This window comes from Microbacterium sp. NPDC064942 (assembly GCF_049545525.1).
In the GTDB taxonomy this organism is placed as follows: Bacteria; Actinomycetota; Actinomycetes; order Actinomycetales; family Microbacteriaceae; genus Microbacterium; species Microbacterium gawkjiense.
Map to the genome: position 1 here is coordinate 836,346 of NZ_JBMWDR010000001.1, position 17,265 is coordinate 853,610.

Annotated in this window: 23 protein-coding genes; 18 read left to right on the forward strand and 5 right to left on the reverse strand. The window is 70.4% G+C overall.

Annotated features, from left to right (window positions below; genetic code table 11):
• The first annotated feature begins 53 nt into the window (after positions 1–53).
• Genes ACPEH2_RS04060 through ACPEH2_RS04070 form a run of 3 tightly spaced genes read left to right on the forward strand, consistent with a single transcriptional unit; the run spans position 54 to position 1,850 of the window.
• Positions 54–410 carry an excalibur calcium-binding domain-containing protein gene (locus tag ACPEH2_RS04060; protein WP_359917777.1) on the forward strand — a complete coding sequence of 119 codons (357 nt, stop codon included), beginning with the start codon at positions 54–56 and terminating at the stop codon, positions 408–410.
• A 22-nt stretch (positions 411–432) separates the two neighbouring features.
• Positions 433–1,305, forward strand: coding sequence for a signal recognition particle-docking protein FtsY (gene ftsY, locus ACPEH2_RS04065; protein ID WP_359917779.1), 873 nt, complete (start codon positions 433–435; stop codon positions 1,303–1,305).
• A 44-nt stretch (positions 1,306–1,349) separates the two neighbouring features.
• Positions 1,350–1,850 (forward strand): DUF2004 domain-containing protein, encoded by a 501-nt coding sequence (locus ACPEH2_RS04070; protein WP_064001952.1) that lies wholly within the window; start codon positions 1,350–1,352, stop codon positions 1,848–1,850.
• 20 nt (positions 1,851–1,870) lie between these two features.
• Here the strand turns inward: ACPEH2_RS04070 and ACPEH2_RS04075 are convergent, their stop codons facing one another.
• From ACPEH2_RS04075 to lipB, 3 genes are all read right to left on the reverse strand, one after another.
• Positions 1,871–2,209 carry a hypothetical protein gene (locus tag ACPEH2_RS04075; RefSeq protein ID WP_359917782.1) on the reverse strand — a complete coding sequence of 113 codons (339 nt, stop codon included), beginning with the start codon at positions 2,207–2,209 and terminating at the stop codon, positions 1,871–1,873.
• 123 nt (positions 2,210–2,332) lie between these two features.
• Positions 2,333–3,331 carry a lipoyl synthase gene (lipA, locus tag ACPEH2_RS04080; protein WP_217532036.1) on the reverse strand — a complete coding sequence of 333 codons (999 nt, stop codon included), beginning with the start codon at positions 3,329–3,331 and terminating at the stop codon, positions 2,333–2,335.
• A complete protein-coding gene (lipB, locus tag ACPEH2_RS04085; RefSeq protein WP_359917784.1) occupies positions 3,328–3,969 on the reverse strand; it encodes a lipoyl(octanoyl) transferase LipB in 642 nt (213 codons plus the stop codon). Before lipB ends, lipA begins: the two co-directional genes overlap by 4 nt.
• Before the next feature lie 57 nt (positions 3,970–4,026).
• Between lipB and ACPEH2_RS04090 the strand changes: the two genes are divergently transcribed.
• Both ACPEH2_RS04090 and ffh read left to right on the forward strand, forming a co-directional pair.
• Positions 4,027–4,605: a TetR/AcrR family transcriptional regulator gene (locus tag ACPEH2_RS04090; protein ID WP_359917786.1), complete on the forward strand. Its 579-nt coding sequence runs from the start codon at positions 4,027–4,029 to the stop codon at positions 4,603–4,605.
• 12 nt (positions 4,606–4,617) lie between these two features.
• Positions 4,618–6,168, forward strand: coding sequence for a signal recognition particle protein (ffh, locus tag ACPEH2_RS04095; RefSeq protein ID WP_064001957.1), 1,551 nt, complete (start codon positions 4,618–4,620; stop codon positions 6,166–6,168).
• A gap of 4 nt (positions 6,169–6,172) precedes the next feature.
• On the opposite strand, the gene ACPEH2_RS04100 is transcribed toward ffh, so the two are convergent.
• Positions 6,173–7,330, reverse strand: coding sequence for a glutamate--cysteine ligase (locus ACPEH2_RS04100; RefSeq protein ID WP_359917788.1), 1,158 nt, complete (start codon positions 7,328–7,330; stop codon positions 6,173–6,175).
• A 185-nt stretch (positions 7,331–7,515) separates the two neighbouring features.
• Between ACPEH2_RS04100 and rpsP the strand changes: the two genes are divergently transcribed.
• The 13 genes from rpsP (at position 7,516) to ACPEH2_RS04165 (ending at position 16,511) form a co-directional block, all read left to right on the forward strand.
• Positions 7,516–7,929, forward strand: coding sequence for a 30S ribosomal protein S16 (gene rpsP, locus ACPEH2_RS04105; protein ID WP_064001959.1), 414 nt, complete (start codon positions 7,516–7,518; stop codon positions 7,927–7,929).
• 4 nt (positions 7,930–7,933) lie between these two features.
• A complete protein-coding gene (locus ACPEH2_RS04110; RefSeq protein WP_253035186.1) occupies positions 7,934–8,164 on the forward strand; it encodes an RNA-binding protein in 231 nt (76 codons plus the stop codon).
• A 1-nt stretch (position 8,165) separates the two neighbouring features.
• Positions 8,166–8,768 (forward strand): ribosome maturation factor RimM, encoded by a 603-nt coding sequence (gene rimM / locus ACPEH2_RS04115; RefSeq protein ID WP_217532025.1) that lies wholly within the window; start codon positions 8,166–8,168, stop codon positions 8,766–8,768.
• Position 8,769: 1 nt separating this feature from the next.
• Positions 8,770–9,480, forward strand: a complete 711-nt coding sequence (gene trmD, locus ACPEH2_RS04120; RefSeq protein ID WP_359917791.1) for a tRNA (guanosine(37)-N1)-methyltransferase TrmD — start codon at positions 8,770–8,772, stop codon at positions 9,478–9,480.
• A 48-nt stretch (positions 9,481–9,528) separates the two neighbouring features.
• Entirely contained in the window at positions 9,529–9,987 is a 459-nt protein-coding gene (locus ACPEH2_RS04125; protein ID WP_064001963.1) for a hypothetical protein, read from the forward strand.
• A gap of 172 nt (positions 9,988–10,159) precedes the next feature.
• Positions 10,160–10,507, forward strand: a complete 348-nt coding sequence (rplS, locus tag ACPEH2_RS04130) for a 50S ribosomal protein L19 (protein WP_064002469.1) — start codon at positions 10,160–10,162, stop codon at positions 10,505–10,507.
• A gap of 134 nt (positions 10,508–10,641) precedes the next feature.
• Positions 10,642–11,379 carry a signal peptidase I gene (lepB, locus tag ACPEH2_RS04135; RefSeq protein WP_311283810.1) on the forward strand — a complete coding sequence of 246 codons (738 nt, stop codon included), beginning with the start codon at positions 10,642–10,644 and terminating at the stop codon, positions 11,377–11,379.
• Positions 11,379–12,038, forward strand: a complete 660-nt coding sequence (locus ACPEH2_RS04140) for a ribonuclease HII (protein ID WP_217532019.1) — start codon at positions 11,379–11,381, stop codon at positions 12,036–12,038. The genes lepB and ACPEH2_RS04140 overlap by 1 nt, the downstream gene beginning before the upstream one ends.
• A 39-nt stretch (positions 12,039–12,077) precedes the next feature.
• Positions 12,078–12,401, forward strand: a complete 324-nt coding sequence (locus ACPEH2_RS04145; RefSeq protein ID WP_036309185.1) for a DUF2469 family protein — start codon at positions 12,078–12,080, stop codon at positions 12,399–12,401.
• Positions 12,402–12,491: 90 nt separating this feature from the next.
• Positions 12,492–12,854, forward strand: coding sequence for a YraN family protein (locus tag ACPEH2_RS04150; RefSeq protein ID WP_359917794.1), 363 nt, complete (start codon positions 12,492–12,494; stop codon positions 12,852–12,854).
• A complete protein-coding gene (locus ACPEH2_RS04155) occupies positions 12,851–14,377 on the forward strand; it encodes a YifB family Mg chelatase-like AAA ATPase (RefSeq protein WP_359917796.1) in 1,527 nt (508 codons plus the stop codon). Before ACPEH2_RS04150 ends, ACPEH2_RS04155 begins: the two co-directional genes overlap by 4 nt.
• A gap of 2 nt (positions 14,378–14,379) precedes the next feature.
• Positions 14,380–15,540, forward strand: a complete 1,161-nt coding sequence (dprA, locus tag ACPEH2_RS04160; RefSeq protein WP_359917867.1) for a DNA-processing protein DprA — start codon at positions 14,380–14,382, stop codon at positions 15,538–15,540.
• A gap of 71 nt (positions 15,541–15,611) precedes the next feature.
• On the forward strand, positions 15,612–16,511 hold the full coding sequence (locus tag ACPEH2_RS04165; protein WP_359917797.1) for a tyrosine recombinase XerC: 900 nt from the start codon (positions 15,612–15,614) through the stop codon (positions 16,509–16,511).
• An 18-nt stretch (positions 16,512–16,529) separates the two neighbouring features.
• Here ACPEH2_RS04165 and ACPEH2_RS04170 read toward each other — a convergent pair whose 3' ends face one another.
• Entirely contained in the window at positions 16,530–17,027 is a 498-nt protein-coding gene (locus tag ACPEH2_RS04170) for a peptidoglycan DD-metalloendopeptidase family protein (RefSeq protein ID WP_366213106.1), read from the reverse strand.
• Positions 17,028–17,265: the final 238 nt, after the last annotated feature.

A 17,265-nucleotide genomic window follows, 5' to 3' on the forward strand; every position in this document is an offset into this window, starting at 1 on the left:
GTGTGCGCAGCGGGGACGGTGTCGTCGTCGCCGACACGAGACAAGGGGTGGGGATGAGGATGTCGGTGCGCGCGGGAACGCTGCGGCGGAGTGCGGTGGCGACGATGCTGGCGGCGGCGCTCGTCGCAGCGCCGGTGACGGTGACTGCGGCCGCGGCCGCGCCGACGGCCGCGGCGTCACAGGTGCGGGTGATCGTGCCGGCCGCCAAGCCGCCGATCAAGACCTTCAAGAACTGCACGGCGCTCAACAAGACCTACAAGGGCGGTGTCGCCCGGGCGGGGGTGACCCACAACACGGTCAGCGGCAAGAAGAAGCCGTTCACCGTCAAGCCCTACGTCTCGACGGCGCTCTACAACGCCAACAAGAAGATGGACCGCGACAAGGACGGCATCGCCTGCGAGAAGGGCTGACGCGGTCAACTAGCCTGGGTGCATGGCGGAGAGCTCCTGGTCCCTCGGTCGCGCGCTGCGCGGCATGTTCGTCAAGCCGACGATCGATGAGAACACGTGGGAGGACCTCGAGACCGCGCTGCTCACCGCCGACTTCGGGCCCGATATCACCGAACGCATCGTCGACGAGCTTCGCGAGAAGGTCGAGCGGTATCGCACGACGGATCCCAAGGACCTGCAACGGATGCTGCGCGAGACGCTCGAGGAGCACTTCGCGAAGTTCGACACGACCCTCCGGCTGACGGAGCGCCCCGCGGTGGTGCTCGTGGTCGGGGTCAACGGGGTCGGCAAGACGACGACGATCGGGAAGTTCGCGAGCTACCTCAAGCGCTTCGGACGGACGGTGGTGGTGGGCGCGGCCGATACTTTCCGCGCGGCCGCGGTGGATCAGCTCGCGACGTGGGCCGAGCGCGGGGGAGCAGCGATCGTCCGCCCGAAGCACGAGGGGCAGGACCCGGCATCCGTCGCCTTCCAGACGATCGAGCACGCGATCCGCACCGGGACCGAGATCGTCCTCGTGGACACGGCCGGCCGCCTGCACACCAAGGGCGGCCTCATGGACGAGTTGACCAAGATCCGCCGGGTCATCGAGAAGCAGGCGCCCATCAGTGAGGTCCTCCTCGTGCTCGATGCCACCACCGGCCAGAACGGGGTCATGCAGGCCGAGGCGTTCCTCGAGCACGCCGGAGTGACGGGGCTCGTCCTGACGAAGCTCGACGGCTCGGCCCGCGGCGGGTTCGTGCTCGCGGTCCAGGAGCGCACCGGCATCCCGGTCAAGCTCCTCGGTCAGGGTGAGGGGATCGGCGATCTGACCGGTTTCACGCCCCACGTCTTCGCATCCGCCCTCGTCGATTGACCCAGGCGGTCGCGCGCGACCGTCAAGGCTGGTTTCATTGATGCATGGCGATCGAGCACGACTACTTCGGACTTCTCGAGTCCGGACCCGACGGGTCGATCTTCTGGTCGGAGGTCGTGGACTTCGGTGATCAGCGGGTGACCGTCGACCTCACCGCGCCCGACCAGGACGACGTCTCGATCGACGCCCTCGACGTCGCGGCTGCCATGATCGCGGCGTTGGAGACCATCGATCTGCGTGCCCGGAACGCGATGGTCTCCGAGCTGGACGATCGCACGAGCGAGGTCACGGAGTTCATCCTCCAGCAGCAGGAGATGCTCGGCGAGGACATCGAGGACCTGCTCGTCGACGTCTCGGGTGACACCCACATGGATGTCATCCGCTCCCTGCAGCTGATGAGCATGACGATCCTCGCCGACGAACACGGGGGCAAGGACCCTTTCGCGGTGCTGGAGTACGCGCTCGACCCTGACTCGACCGACGACGTCCTCCTGGTCAACCTCGACGTCTCGGGCGCCGTCCAGTCGGTGACCAGCGCCGACTGACGGTCTGCGTCACCGGGCGGTCAGCCGCGCGACGCGTGCGCCCAGTCGATCGCGTCTCGCAGGGTAGCGAGGTCCCGGTACCAGGTCTTCACCTCGGTGCGGCATCGCACCCGCTCGACGCGGGTGTCGTATTCACTGCACTCGGCGAGTGCTTCGGAGTCGGTCGGGGGGTACTCGGCGGATCCGTCGTCGTACCCGATCTCGAACCCGTTCGCGGCGTCACCGGTCACGGACACCACGGTGTCAGGCGCGGGCTCGGGTACATCGTGCGTGGTCGGCGCGGAGGCCGTGTGGGGGAGCAGGGCGGCGAGCGCCATGGCCGCGCCGAGAGCGGTCGCGAGCGGAAGTGAAGTACGCATGTGTCTCCTTCGATGAGGCCGGTGCATCCGGCGTCCCGAAGGTAGGAAGCGTCGCGCCGCGCGCGATCCCGTCCGTGCCAGGTGGGGGAGGGATGCGGCCTCCCCCGACCTGGGGAGGAGGCGTCAGACCGCCTGGGCGAATCCCTCGGCGTCGGCCTCGTCGGCGAGGTGCGCCAGCGCCGCCGGGATCTCGCGACCCTTCGACCGCATCGAGCGCGCCCAGAGCCGCCCGGCGCGGTACGACGAGCGCACGAGCGGTCCGGCCAGGACCCCGAGGAACCCGATGGACTCGGCGAGCTCGCGCAGTTCGACGAACTCCTGCGGCGTGACCCACCGCGCCACGGGAAGGTGACGCGGCGTGGGGCGGAGGTACTGCGTGAGGGTGATGATGTCGGTACCGGCGGCATGCAGGTCGCGCAGTGCGTCCTCCACCTCGTCGCGTTCCTCGCCCATCCCGAGGATCAGATTCGACTTCGTGATGAGTCCTGCGTCCCGCGCGCGGGTGAGGACGCCCAGCGACCTCTCGTACCGGAACGCCGGTCGGATCCGCTTGAAGATGCGGGGCACGGTCTCGACGTTGTGCGCGAAGACCTCGGGGCGCGACGCGAACACGACGTCCAGGAGCTCAGGGTCACCGTTGAAGTCCGTGGCGAGGAGCTCCACACCCGTACCGGGGTTGTCGGCGTGGATGCGGCGGACGGTCTCCGCATTGAGCCACGCGCCCCCGTCGGGCAGGTCGTCGCGCGCAACGCATGTCACGGTCGCATACCGCAGGCGCATGCGGGTGACGCTCTCGGCGACACGGCGTGGCTCGTCGGTGTCGTAGTCGGCCGGTTTGCCCGTGTCGATCTGGCAGAAGTCGCATCGCCTCGTGCACTGCGAGCCGCCGATGAGGAACGTGGCCTCCCGGTCCTCCCAGCACTCGAAGATGTTGGGACAGCCGGCCTCCTGACAGACGGTGTGGAGTCCCTCGTCCTTCACGAGTCCCTGGAGCTCCCGGTACTCGGGACCCATCTTCGCCTTCGTGCGGATCCATTCCGGCTTGCGCTCGATCGGGGTCTCGGCGTTGCGGACCTCCAGCCGGAGCATCCGGCGGCCTTCGGGTGCGGTGTTCGCGCTCATGCGGCGACCTCCGCTCCGTGCTCACGCGTGAACGCCGCGACGACGACGGGGAGGACGTCGACGGGGGAGATGTCGCGACCGGTGACCTGGCTGAGGGTCGTCACCCCGGCATCCGCGATCCCGCAGGGGATGATGCTGCGGAACGGTTCGAGGGAGTTGTCGCAGTTCAGCGCGAAGCCGTGCATCGTGACTCCGCGCTGCACCCGGACCCCGATCGCCGCCACCTTCTCGAGCGACCCCGCTCGTTCGACCCAGACGCCACTGCGTCCGTCGACGCGCTCACCCGTGACACCGACGGTCCGGATGACCTCGATGAGCAGGTCCTCCAGCCGGCGGACGTGCGCGACGACGTCGACGGGTTCCGGAAGTCGGACGAGCGGGTAGCCCACGAGTTGTCCGGGACCGTGCCAGGTGATCTTGCCGCCGCGGTCGACGTCTACGACGGGCGTTCCGTCGACCGGCCGCTCGTGCCGTGCCGTACGCGCGCCCGCCGTGTAGACGGCTTCGTGTTCGAGGAGGAGCAGCGTGTCGGGGCGGGTGCCCGCGACGATGTCGGCGTGCAGGGTGCGCTGGAGGTCCCAGCCCTGCCGATACGGGACGAGGTCGGGGGCCATCCCGACGGTGCGGATCTCGATCACGAGGCCATCTCCTGTTTTTGGACTGCGTGCAACAATACGCGACGATAGGCTCCTCGCATGACGACCGGCCGACCACGCGCATCCTCTCGGGAGGTGCTCTCCGAGGCGGCGTGCGAGCTCTTCCTCGAGCGCGGGTACGACGCGACATCCGTCACCGACATCTCCGTCCGCGCGGGCGTGAGCAGATCCAGCTTCTTCAACTACTTCGAGTCGAAGGAAGCGATCCTGTGGTCCTCGCTCGATCGTCGGATCGACCGGTTGCACGCACGGGTGCCGCTGTCCGAACCCGTCGCCGGGCTCATCGAGCTCTGCGACGGCTTCGCGCCGGATAGCCTCGCCCTCGCGCTCGTCCACGCCGAGGCGATGGGTGTCCAGGACGAGATCGAGCGGGGAGCCGCCGTCCGTCAGGCGCGGATCGCCCGGGCTCTTTCGGCATCCTGGTCCGCGCTCGGGGCACCACCCGTCGCCGCCGAGATCGCGGGGGCCGCCCACGCTGCAGCCGTCATGATCGCCATCGACGGATGGGCCCGCTCGGGCGCCGGCAGATCGTCCCTGCCTGACGAGCTCGCCCGCGCTCTGGCGGTGGCCGCGGCCACGCTTGCGTCCCTCGCCGGCGCGTCGGCGGGTCTCGACTAAACTCGAGCCATCATGGCTACCTTCGGCACGCTCTCCGATCGTCTCACCGAGACCTTCCGCAACCTCCGCACGAAGGGCAAGCTCTCGCCCGCCGACATCGACGGGACCGTGCGCGAGATCCGTCGCGCGCTCCTCGACGCCGACGTGGCGCTCCAGGTCGTCAAGGACTTCACCGGCAAGGTGCGCGAGCGCGCCCTCGGTGACGAGGTGAACCGCGCCCTCAATCCGGCGCAGCAGGTCGTCCAGATCGTGAACGAGGAGCTCGTCGCCATCCTGGGCGGCCAGCAGCGGCGACTGCAGTTCGCGAAGCAGCCCCCCACCGTCATCATGCTCGCCGGCCTGCAGGGCTCCGGTAAGACGACGTTCGCCGGGAAGCTGGCGAAGCAGCTCGAGAAGGACGGTCACACTCCGCTCCTCGTCGCCTGCGACCTGCAGCGTCCGAACGCCGTCAACCAGCTCACCGTGGTGGCCGAGCGCGCAGGTGCCGCCATCTACGCGCCCGAGCCCGGCAACGGGGTCGGCGACCCGGTGAAGGTCGCCCGTGACGGCGTCGAGTACGCGCGCCGCCAGCAGTACGACACCGTCATCATCGACACCGCGGGACGCCTGGGCGTGGACGCGGAGCTGATGAAGCAGGCCGCGAACATCCGCAAGGCGACCGATCCCGACGAGGTGCTCTTCGTCATCGACGCGATGATCGGACAAGACGCCGTGAACACGGCGAAGGCGTTCCAGGACGGCGTCGACTTCACCGGCGTCGTGCTGTCGAAGCTCGACGGCGACGCCCGCGGCGGTGCGGCGCTGTCGGTGGCGTCGGTCACCGGCCGCCCCATCATCTTCGCGTCGACCGGTGAAGGCCTCGACGACCTGGAGGCTTTCCACCCCGACCGGATGGCGAGCCGCATCCTCGACCTCGGTGACATCCTCACCCTCATCGAGCAGGCGCAGCAGGCGTTCGACGAGGAGGAAGCGCAGCGCGTCGCGCAGAAGCTCGCGACCGAGCAGTTCACCCTCGAGGACTTCCTCGAGCAGCTGCAGCAGGTCCGCAAGATGGGCTCGATGAAGAAGATGCTGGGGATGCTGCCCGGCATGGGCCAGATGAAGCAGCAGATCGAGAGCTTCGACGAGCGCGAGATCGATCGCACCGAGGCGATCATCCGGTCCATGACCCCCGCCGAGCGCCGGAACCCCAAGGTCTTGAACGGATCCCGGCGGCTCCGGATCGCGCGCGGCTCGGGGATGACCGTCACGGACGTGAATCAACTCGTGCAGCGCTTCGATCAGGCCGCGAAGATGATGAAGACCGTGGCTCGGGGCGGCGTGCCCTCCATGCCCGGGATGGGTGCGATCGGCGGCAAGCCGGGCGCCTCGAGCAAGCGTGGCAAGAAGCAGAAGAGCAGCGGCGGGTCGCGGTCGGGTAACCCGGCCAAGCGCGCGGCCGAGAACGCGGGCCTCGCGGCGGCGAACACCGCCCCGTCGGGCTCGGGCTTCGGCCTCGGCGGCGCGCCGCAGCCGAGCGAGGCGGACCTGGCCGAGATCCAGAAGCTCTTCGGCAAGGGCTGAGAGCTCAGCCGACCGAGACGACCTCGCGCAGCGTGGGGCCGCCCCGGAACTCGCGGATGAGGTGGTGGACCACCTCGCGCAGATCCCCGTCGGCGGCATCGGCCACGCGGGTCTGACGCGCGTAGCTGGCTCCCTGATCGAGGATCTGCGTGACCCCGGCGAACTCCTTCGCGCAGTGGAGCTCCGCGGCGAGGGGGGCGAGGGCCTCGGTCACCTCGCGCAGGTGGTCGGCGACGGGACGCTGCCGGCCGGCGCGGTCGACGATGACGTCGGCATCCAGCCCGTAGCGCGCCGCACGCCACTTGTTCTCGCGGACGAACCACGGCTGGATGGTGGGGAGCGGGCGACCCTCGTCGAGCATGCGCGAGAAGTGCTCGGCCAGCACCTGGACGAGGGCGGCGACGGCGGCGAGCTCGGGGAGCGTCGACATCCCGTCGCAGGCGCGGATCTCGATCGTGCCCCATCGCGGCGCCGGTCGGATGTCCCAACGGACCTCGGTGGAATCCGCCATGACGCCGGTCCGCTCCATGTCCGCGAGGTAGGCCTCATACTCCGCCCAGGACTCGAGAGGCCAGGGCAGCCCCGCGGTCGGGAGCTGCTGGAAGACGAGGGCGCGGTTGGATGCGTAGCCCGTGCGGTCGCCTGCCCAGAACGGGCTGGAAGCGGACAGGGCCTGCAGGTGGGGGAGGTAGGCGGAGAGCGCGTTGATCATCGGGAAGACCTTCGCGACGTCTTCGACCCCGATGTGCACGTGGATGCCCCAGATCATCATGTTGCGCCCCCACCACTGGGTGCGCTCGATGAGCTTGTGGTACCGGGTCTTGTCGGTCACCTGCTGGTCGTACCACCGGGCGAAGGGGTGGCTGCCCGCGCACAGGAGCTCGATGTCGCGGGGATCGGTGACGGTGCGGACCAGGGCGATCGCATCGGCGATGTCGTCGACGGCTGCGGCCACCGTGTCGCCTACGCCGCTGGTGACCTCGATCGTGTTGGTGAGCAGTTCACCGGTGACGGTGTGACGCTCGTGACGGGTCTGCTCCTCGATCTGGTCGAGGATCGCGGGCGCCTCCGGGACCAGATCGCCCGTGGTCCGGTCGGCCAGCATGATCTCCCACTCGATCCCGACGGTCGAACGAGCGGATGTGGCGAAGGTCACCGTCATGGGGCCAGTGTGTCACGCGCGTCCGGCGGTTCGCGGCATCCCTCCGCATCTGGCAGAATGGACGGTTGGACCGCCTTGCCCGACCCTCTATCCGGCTCGGAGGTCCACCGCAGAGCTCCCGCCGGGTGTGCACCCCACGCTCCAGGCGACGTTCATCATCACTCGCAACACCATTCAGGAGAATTGTGGCTGTCAAGATCCGTCTGAAGCGCATGGGCAAGATCCGTGCGCCGTACTACCGCATCGTCGTCGCCGACTCGCGCACCAAGCGCGACGGCCGCGTGATCGAGGAGATCGGCAAGTACCACCCGACCGAGCAGCCCTCGTTCATCGAGGTCGACTCGGAGCGCGCGCAGTACTGGCTCTCCGTCGGTGCGCAGCCGACCGAGCAGGTCGCCGCCATCCTCAAGCTCACGGGCGACTGGGGCAAGTTCAAGGGCGACAAGGACGCCGTCTCCACCGTGAAGACGGCGGAGCCCAAGGCGCCGTTCGAGCTCGACTCGTCCAAGAAGTCGGTCATCAAGCCGAAGGCGGAGAAGAAGGCCGAGGCGCCCGCCGCCGACGCCGAGGCCGCCGACGACGCGACCGAGTCCGAGTAAGACCTTGCTGGCCGCCGCGCTCGAACACATCGTCAAGGGGATCGTCGATCACCCGGACGACGTCACCATCGCCTCCAGCTCGTCGCCCCGCGGCGAGGTGCTGGAGGTGCGTGTGCACCCCGACGACCGGGGTCGTGTGATCGGGCGCGGCGGACGCACGGCGAAAGCCCTGCGTACCCTCATCTCCGCTCTGGCCGACGGTACGCGCGTCCGCGTCGACGTCGCGGACGACTGACGTGTCGGCGAAGTCGGCTCGCACGCAGCTCCGCGTCGGGCGCCTCGTCAAGGCGCACGGTCTGAAGGGCGCCCTCAAACTCGAGCTCTACACCGACGACCCCGACGGACGGTTCGTCCCGGGTGCGGAGTTCACCTTGCAAGTGCCGGAGTCCTCGCCCTGGCACGGAAAGACGGTGACGGTCCGCGAGTTCAAGTGGATGAACTCGCATCCGGTCGTCTTCCTGGACGGGATCGACGACCGCACCGCCGCGGAATCCATCGTCCGCGCCATCCTGTGGATCGACCAGGATGCCGCTGCGCCGGTCGTCGAGGACGACGCCTGGTACGACCACCAGCTGGTGGGGCTCGACGTCGTGCGCGACGGTGAGGTCGTCGGACGCGTGACGCGGGTCGACCACTTCCCGGCGCAGGATCTGCTGGGTGTCCAGCTGGCCGCGGACGACCGCGAGGTGCTCGTCCCCTTCGTCAAGGCCATCGTTCCCGAAGTCGACATGAGCGCCGGTCGTCTCGTCGTCACTCCGCCCGCCGGGTTGTTCGAAGACCTCCCCGGTGACGACGAGCCTCGTCCGGAGGCCGGCGACGAGGCCGACGCCGGGTCCTGACGTGCGCATCGACGTCGTCACGATCTTCCCCGCCTTCTTCGACGTCCTCGAAGTGTCGCTGCTGGGGCGCGCTCGGGGCGCGGGACTGCTCGACATCCGCGTCCACGACCTCCGCGACCACACGACCGACCGGCATCGCACCGTCGACGACACGCCCTACGGCGGCGGCGCCGGGATGGTCATGAAGCCCGAGCCGTGGGCGCAGGCCCTCGACGCGATCGTCGCCCGCTCCCACGAGACGGTGACGGATGCCGCATCCGGACCGCTCTTCGTCTTCCCGTCGCCGGCGGGGGAGCGCTTCACCCAGTCCGTGGCGCGCGAGTGGAGCACCGAATCGCACATCGTCTTCGGGTGCGGGCGGTACGAAGGCATCGACGAGCGCGTCTTCGCCTACGCCGCGACCATCGGCCGCGTGCGGCTCGTGAGCCTGGGGGACTACGTCCTGAACGGCGGGGAGGTCGCGGCGATGGCCATGATCGAGGCCGTCGGACGCCTCGTCCCGGGCGTCGTCGGCAACCCGGCGAGCCTCGTCGAGGAGTCGCACGAGGACGGCCTCCTCGAGTACCCCTCCTACACGAAGCCGGCATCGTGGCGCGGATACGACGTTCCCGACGTGCTGCTCAGCGGACACCACGAGCGGGTCGCGCAGTGGCGGCGCGATCAGCGGGTGGAGCGGACCCGCCTTCGGCGCCCGGACCTGCTCAGCGAGTGATCAGCTGACGGCGGTCGCTGCGGCTGCCCGGCGGCGTAGCATCGGAGGATGCCCCTGCGTCGTGGATTCTTCTTCTGGCTCCTGCCGAGCGCGGTCATCCTGCCCCTGTGGCTGATCATCGGATGGATCGTGTCGGATGCCGGTGGCTGGGCGCTCGCCTGGGTGCTGGTCGTCGCGATCCCCTCCGTCCTCATCGGCCAGCTCGTCCTGACGCTCCTGATCCGTTCCCGCGGCACGGTCCGGCACACGCGCGCGGTCTCCTGGTGGGACGTCGGCGGCGTCGGTCTCTGGCACGTCCTGACCATCGCCGTGGGCTTCTTCTCGGAGGCGTGGTTCTGGCCTCTCCTCATCGCGGCGACCGTCGTCTTCCTCGCCGTGTTCTGGCTGTCGCTGCGACAGCTGTTCCAGGAGACACGGCCCTCCGTCATCCTGCGCAGGTACACCGCGCCCGCTCGGACGCCCGAGAGCGTGGTCGTCGTCGAGGAGAAGCGCGACCCGCTCGTGTGAGGCCGCGCGCCGCGGTTTGGCGGCCGTCGGCATCCATGGCAGAATGACCCTTTGTGCCCTGACAGTTCTCTGCCTCGGGGGAGTTCGGAGCCGAGTCGGCTCCGACGGGCGCCACATCCTTTTCTCTCTTACTCTCGCGGTCGACCTGAGGCGGTCGCAGGAAGTGACGATCATGCAGATCCTCGACTCCGTCGACGCAGCCTCGCTGCGCTCCGACATCCCCGTCTTCAACGCCGGCGACACCGTGAAGGTGCACGTCAACATCACCGAAGGCAACCGTTCGCGCATCCAGGTGTTCCAGGGTGTCGTCATCGGCCGCTCCGGTGACGGCGTCCGTGAGACCTTCACGGTCCGCAAGATCAGCTTCCAGGTGGGCGTCGAGCGCACCTTCCCGGTGCACAGCCCGGTGATCGACCACATCGAGGTCGTCACCCGCGGTGACGTGCGTCGCGCGAAGCTCTACTACCTGCGCGAGCTGCGTGGCAAGAAGGCCAAGATCAAGGAGAAGCGCGACAACTGATCGCGTTCTCCACTGGATGCCCCGGGACCGAGTCCCGGGGCATCCGTCGTTCCCGGGTGTTTCGGTGCTCGGCGTGCACATGATGTGCGACGCTGGTGGATGGTCGCCGAACCCCGGCACCGGTGAAGGACAGCATGACCACCGATTCCCCGTCCCCGACGCTCGGCAGCGACTCCGATTCCCGTCCCCGACGCGGACCGTGGCCGTTCATCCGGGACGTCCTGGTGATCCTCCTGGTGGCCGTCCTCGTGTCCTTCCTCGTCAAGACCTTCCTGGTGCGGTCGTTCTACATCCCGTCCGGCTCGATGGAGCGCACGCTGCTGAAGGGCGACCGCATCCTCGTCGACGAGTTGACGCCGCGGTTCACCGGGTACGAACGCGGCGACGTCGTCGTCTTCCGGGACCCCGGCGGGTGGCTCCCGACGACGTACGAGCCGGCGCAGCCTCCGTTGACGGCGGCGCTGGACTGGCTGGGATCCCTCGTCGGGCTCACGGCGTCCGACAGCGACGACCACCTCATCAAACGCATCATCGGTCTGCCCGGCGATCACGTGGTGTGCTGCAACGCGCTCGGGCAGGTCACCGTCAACGACGTGCCCATCGACGAGACGCCCTACCTGGACCTCGGTCCGTCCCAGTCGGCTCCCGACGAGTTCGACTACGACGTCACGGTGCCGGAGGGCTCGATCTGGGTGCTCGGCGACAACCGCGACAACTCGCAGGACTCGCGGTACCAGCAGGAGCAGCCGGGGCAGGGGTTCGTTCCGATGGACAACATCGTCGGGCGGGCGTTCCTCATCACGTGGCCGTTCGACCGGTTCGGTCTCATCGATTCGCACCACGACGTGTTCCGCGGGGTGCCGGCGCCGTGATGGCCGTGGTCGCGCCGACGCTGTCGCTCGAGCGTCGACTTCTCCGGGAGCATCCCCTCGTGATCGCGTGCGACGAGGTCGGCCGGGGCGCGCTGGCGGGGCCCGTCGCGGTCGGCGCGGTCGCCGCGGATGCCGCGTTCAGCCGGCGTCGCGTGCCGGAGGGACTGCGGGACTCGAAGCTCATCGTCGAACCGCGCCGAGCGGGGATGGCGGAACGCGTCCGGGCCTGGGTGCCCGCCCACGCAGTGGGGTGGGCGTCGGCGGCGGAAGTGGACGAGGTCGGGATCATCCGGGCCCTGGGCCTTGCCGCCGCGCGCGCCATCGAGGAGCTCCGCGTGCAGGGTGTCGACATCGGCGATGCCCTGGTGGTCCTCGACGGGAACCACGACTACATCACCCCGGTCGCGCCGGTGGGTCGCGGCGTCCTGCCCATCATCAAGGCCGACCGTGACTGCGCGTCGGCGTCGGCGGCATCCGTCATCGCGAAGGTGGCGCGGGACGAGCACATGAGCGAGCTGGACGCCGAGGCGCCGGTCTACGGATGGACCCGCAACAAGGGGTACGCGAGCGCGGAACACCGCGCGGCCATCGAGGAGCACGGTCTTTCCGGACACCACCGTGCGTCGTGGTCGATCGCGGCCGCCCCGACCCTGTTCTAGGTCCGGGGCCGTTCGCCGCCCGCCTAGGATGGAGTCACCATGGATGACGAAGTCTTCGAGGACTACGACCGCGAACTCGAGCTGGCCCTGTACAAGGAGTACCGCGACGTCGTCGGTCAGTTCCAGTACGTGATCGAGACCGAGCGCCGGTTCTACCTCGCCAACGAGGTCAACGTCGTCCGCCGCGACACCGAGCACGACTTCTACTTCGAGATCTCGATGAACGACGTGTGGGTGTGGGACATCTACCGCGCCGACCGGTTCGTGAAGTCCGTGCGGGTGCTCACCTTCAAGGACGTGAACGTCGAGGAACTCCAGCGGCGCGACTTCCAGCTGCCGGAGGAGCTCTCGCTCGACGGCTGAGCCTCCTCCCCAGGAGTCGTCCCTCCGCGTTCGTCCACCGGGGTTGGTCGACGACCCCGTTCGTCGGGACGCGCGGACCACGCTGGTCGCATGGCAGCGAAAGACGACCTCGGACGGGCCGGTGAGGAGCGCGCCGAGCGGCATCTGCGTGCCGGCGGCTATCGGATCCTCGACCGGAACTGGCGTACCCACGGCGGGGAGATCGACATCGTCGCGGCGCACGGGGCCGATCTCGTGGTCGTCGAGGTGAAGACCCGCCGGGGGGAGTGGTTCGGGCATCCGTTCGCCGCCGTCGACGTCCGCAAGCGGGATCGCCTGTGGCGGCTGGCCGCCGCGTGGATCGTGGCACACCCCGAGGCGGCTCGGGGACGCCGACTGCGACTCGATGTCATCGGCATCACGGGACCCGACCCGGAGTCGGCCGTGGTGGAGCACCTCGAGGACCTGCGATGAGCCTGGGGCGCACATGGTCGGTCGTCCTCACCGGGCTGGTCGGCGACATCGTCGAGGTGGAGGCCGATCTGTCGAACCAGGTGCCGGGCTTCTCCATCATCGGATTGGCAGACAAGGCGATCGGGGAGGCGCAGCAGCGCGTGCACAACGCGTGCGCGAACAGCGACCTCCCGCTCCCGCGGCGACACGTGACGGTCAATCTGTCGCCCGCGAACCTCCCGAAGCGCGGATCCGCGCTGGACGTCGCCGTCGCGATCGCCGCGGTGGCGACGGAGGCCCCACTCGACCGGCAGTCGCTGGCCGAGACCGTCCACCTGGGGGAGCTCGGGCTCGACGGTCGTCTGCGCCCGGTCTCCGGTGTGCTGCCCGCGGTCCTGGCGGCCGCTCGCGCAGGGTTCCGTCGCGTCATCGTGCCGCACGCGAACCTCTCCGAGGCGGAGTTGGTCGACGGGATCGAGGTCCGCGGCGCGGTCAGCCTGCGTGATGTCGCCCGCGCTCACGGCCTCGACGTCCCCGATGTCGTCGCCGAACCCGTGTCGGCCCCCGAGAGCGCGCCGGCGGAGGAGGAGTCGGTCCCAGATCTCGCGGACGTCATCGGGCAGAGCGATGCGGTCGAGTCGCTCATCGTCGCCGCGGCGGGCGGACACCACGTCCTCATGAGCGGTCCGCCCGGGGCGGGCAAGACGATGCTCGCCCGCAGGCTGCCCGGGCTCCTCCCGGACCTGGATGACGAGACGGCGTTGCAGGTCGCATCGATCCGATCGCTCGCAGGTCTGCCCGTCACCACCCTCCGACGGCGACCGCCCTTCGAGGCGCCGCACCACACCGCATCCGCCGTCGCGCTCGTCGGGGGCGGCAGCCGCATCCTCCAGCCGGGGGCGATCGCGAGGGCGAGCGGCGGAGTGCTCTTCCTCGACGAGGCCGGGGAGTTCAGCGGCCTCGCGCTCGACGCCCTCCGGCAGCCGCTCGAGTCCGGTCGCATCGAGATACACCGAGTGGGGTTCCGCGCCGTGCTCCCGGCTCGCTTCCAGCTGGTGGTCGCGACGAACCCCTGCCCGTGCGGCAACTACGGGATCCCCGGGGGCGTCTGCTCGTGCCCGTCGCTGGCCATCCGCCGCTACCTCGGCAGGCTCTCCGGTCCGTTGATCGACCGCATCGACATCGAGCTCGGTCTCCAGCGGGTGTCGGCGACGCAGGCGGTGGGCGCCGGTGTCACGAGCGCCGCCGCCCGCGAGCGCGTCCGGGCGGCGCGCGACCGCGCACGACGACGGCTCACCGGCACACCGTGGACGACCAACGGCGAGGTCGACGGCACGTGGCTGAGATCGGGACCTCTGCGCCCCGCGCCCGAGACCACCAGGCCGCTCGACGACGCCCTGCACCGGGGATCGCTGACGCTGCGCGGGTACGACCGCGTGCTGCGCGTCGCGTGGACCCTGGCGGACCTCGCCGGCAGAGAGCGCCCGGACGCGGCCGACATCGGCGGAGCCCTGTTCCTGAAGCGCGGGGCGTCGTCGTGCTGACCGTGAGCCCCGCTCGGCAGCGCGAGCGATTGGCCGGTCTCGTGGCGGAAGACGTCCTCGCCGACGAGGATGCCGTCGCCCACCATCACGCCTGCGCCGTCTGGTCGTGCCTGACGGAACCCGGTGACGGCGTCGCGGGATCCCTCATCGCGGAACTCGGCGCGGTCGCTGCGCTCCACGTCGCGTGGGGGAGCGGCGGGCCGACCTCGGCGGAGCTCGAGGCGGGAAGACGGCGGTGGCATGCGCGGCGGGACTCCGCCGAGGATGCGTTCGATCGCGCACGCCGGGTGGGCGCCCAGCTCCTGGTCCCCGGCGGTCACGGGTGGCCGCGGGCGGTCGACGATCTCGGCGTCCACGCACCGCGCGCCCTGTGGGCACGCGGTGACACCACCGCGTTGAGCGGTGCGCGTCCGGCTCTGGCCCTCGTCGGTGCGCGGGCCGCCACCGGGTACGGCGAGCACGTGACGGGGGAGTTCGCCACGCATCTGGTGCGCGCGGGCGTCTGCGTCGTCTCCGGCGGGGCCTACGGCATCGACGGCATGGCCCACCGTGCCTCGCTCGCAGCCGGCGGCGTGACGGTGGCCGTCCTCGCCGGCGGTGTCGACCGCGCCTATCCGTCGGGCCATGCGGACCTCCTCGCGCGGATCGCGGCGGGTCCGGGTGTCGTGGTCGCCGAGGTGCCCTGTGGGACCGCGCCGACGAAATGGCGCTTCCTCCAGCGGAACAGGCTGATCGCGGCGTTGGCGGGAGCGACGGTCGTCGTCGAAGCGGGATGGCGCAGCGGCTCGCTCAACACCGCGGGGCATGCCGCCGCGCTCGGGAGACCCCTGGGCGCCGTCCCGGGACCCGTGACGAGCGCCGCATCGGCGGGGTGCCATCGACTGCTCCGCGAGTACGACGCGCGGTGCGTGACCTCCGCCGACGAGGCCCGCGAGCTCCTGGGACTCGACAGCCCCACGGTCGACGCGTCCTCCGAACGGGTCGATGATGCGACGAGGATCCTGGACGCCCTGAGCGCCCGCAGCCCGCGGACCCCGGACGACGTCGCCCGTCGCGCCGGATTCGCCGCCGGCGAGGCCAGGGGCCTGCTGGCGCTGCTCGAGCTCGACGGCCGCGCGCAGCGCGGACCGGAGGGGTGGCGCCGCGCCCCGGCGGCGCGGTGACCATCCGTCGGGCAGGGGCTTTCCCCGCACGCCTCGCGCCGGAAGGGCGGAAGGCGAGGCATCCTGGGAGCATGCGGATGTCGGAGGCGGTCGAGCTCTACACGGAGCACCTGACCAGGGTTCGACGGCTGTCGCCGGCCACGGTCCGCGCCTACCGGGCCGACCTCGCCGACCTCGCGGCCTTCGCGGACGATCCGTCGGTCGCCGGCCTCGACGTCGAGGACCTGCGCGAGTGGCTCTGGTCCGCCACGCAGCGCGGCATCTCCCGCGCGAGCCTCGCGCGGCGCACCGCCTCGTTGCGCGGGTTCTTCGGGTGGCTGTCCGCCGAGCGGATGCGGGAAGACGACCCAACGCTGCGCCTCGTGACGCCCAAGCGCGGTCGCACGCTACCGACCGTCGCCGCCGCGGCGGAGCTCGACACCGTGCTGGAAGCGCAGCGCGTCGGCGCCGACGGGACAGGAGACCCCGTCGCGCTGCGGGATGCGGCACTGCTGGAGCTCCTCTACGGCGCCGCCCTCCGCGTGTCGGAGGCCTGCTGGCTCGACCTCGGGTCGCTCGACCGCGCAGCGGCGACCGTCCGCGTCCTCGGCAAAGGCGGAAGGGAGCGAGTGGTCCCCTACGGCGCTCCAGCCGCCCGAGCCGTCGATGCGTGGTTGGTCCGCGGGCGACCCGCTCTTCTGACCGACCCCGGGGTCACCGCCTTGTTCCTCGGAGCCCGCGGCGGCCGTCTCGGTGTCCGCACGGCCTACGAGGTCGTCCGTCGCACGCTCGGCCCCGTGATCGGCGCGGATGCCGTCGGTCCCCACGCCCTGCGGCATTCGGCGGCGACGCACCTGCTCGACGGGGGCGCGGACCTCCGAGCCGTGCAGGAGATGCTCGGACACGCGAGTCTCGGCACGACCCAGATCTACACGCACGTCTCGACCGAACGGCTCACCGCCGCGTATCGACTGGCCCACCCCCGGGCCTGAGACACCCGGACGTCCAGGTCAGCAACACGGCAACAGGATCGCTCTCGGCACCCGCCCGAGCAGGAGAAGCGGGTTGACGTACTCCCCGTCCAGCCGGACGCCGACGTGGAGCGTCCCCGCGGGCGCGTGGCCTCCCGTGGAGGCGGTGCCGATCGGAGCACCGGCCTCCACCATGACGCCCACGGCGACGGAGGGCGCGATCGGCTCGACGCTCGTGACCCACCCGCCGCCGTGGTCGATCGTGACGACACCGCGGTCGACGACCGTTCCCGCGAAGGCGACCACCCCCGCCGCCGGTGCGACGACGGGACCCGCCACGGGTCCGATGTCGATTCCCCGATGGCCCGCGCCGTAGTCGTGGGCGGGGGCTTCGAACGGGGCGACCACGCTCGCACCCTCCGCCGGCAGTCGCCAGTCCGGCGCGCCGTCGGGGACCGCGTCGACGCGCAGAGGTGTCAGCAGGACGAGGGTGGCGGCAGCCACCAGAGCCAGGGTCACGCGGCGGATCGAGGGCATGACCCGATGGTGCTCCGCGACGTGGCCGGCACGGGCGTCCCGCTCGGCGACGGGGGATGGATCGCGGCGGGCGGCGGCGGGGGAGGAGGTCTCGTTCTTGCTATGCTGGTGGGGCACCCCGTCCGTCGGGGTGACTACGCGTGCCCACAGCGGCTCGATCCGACACCGTCGATCGACATCGCGGCATCCCACCCAACGGTCTCCTCCGGGAGCGGGTGCGTGCCGGGCACCAGGCTCG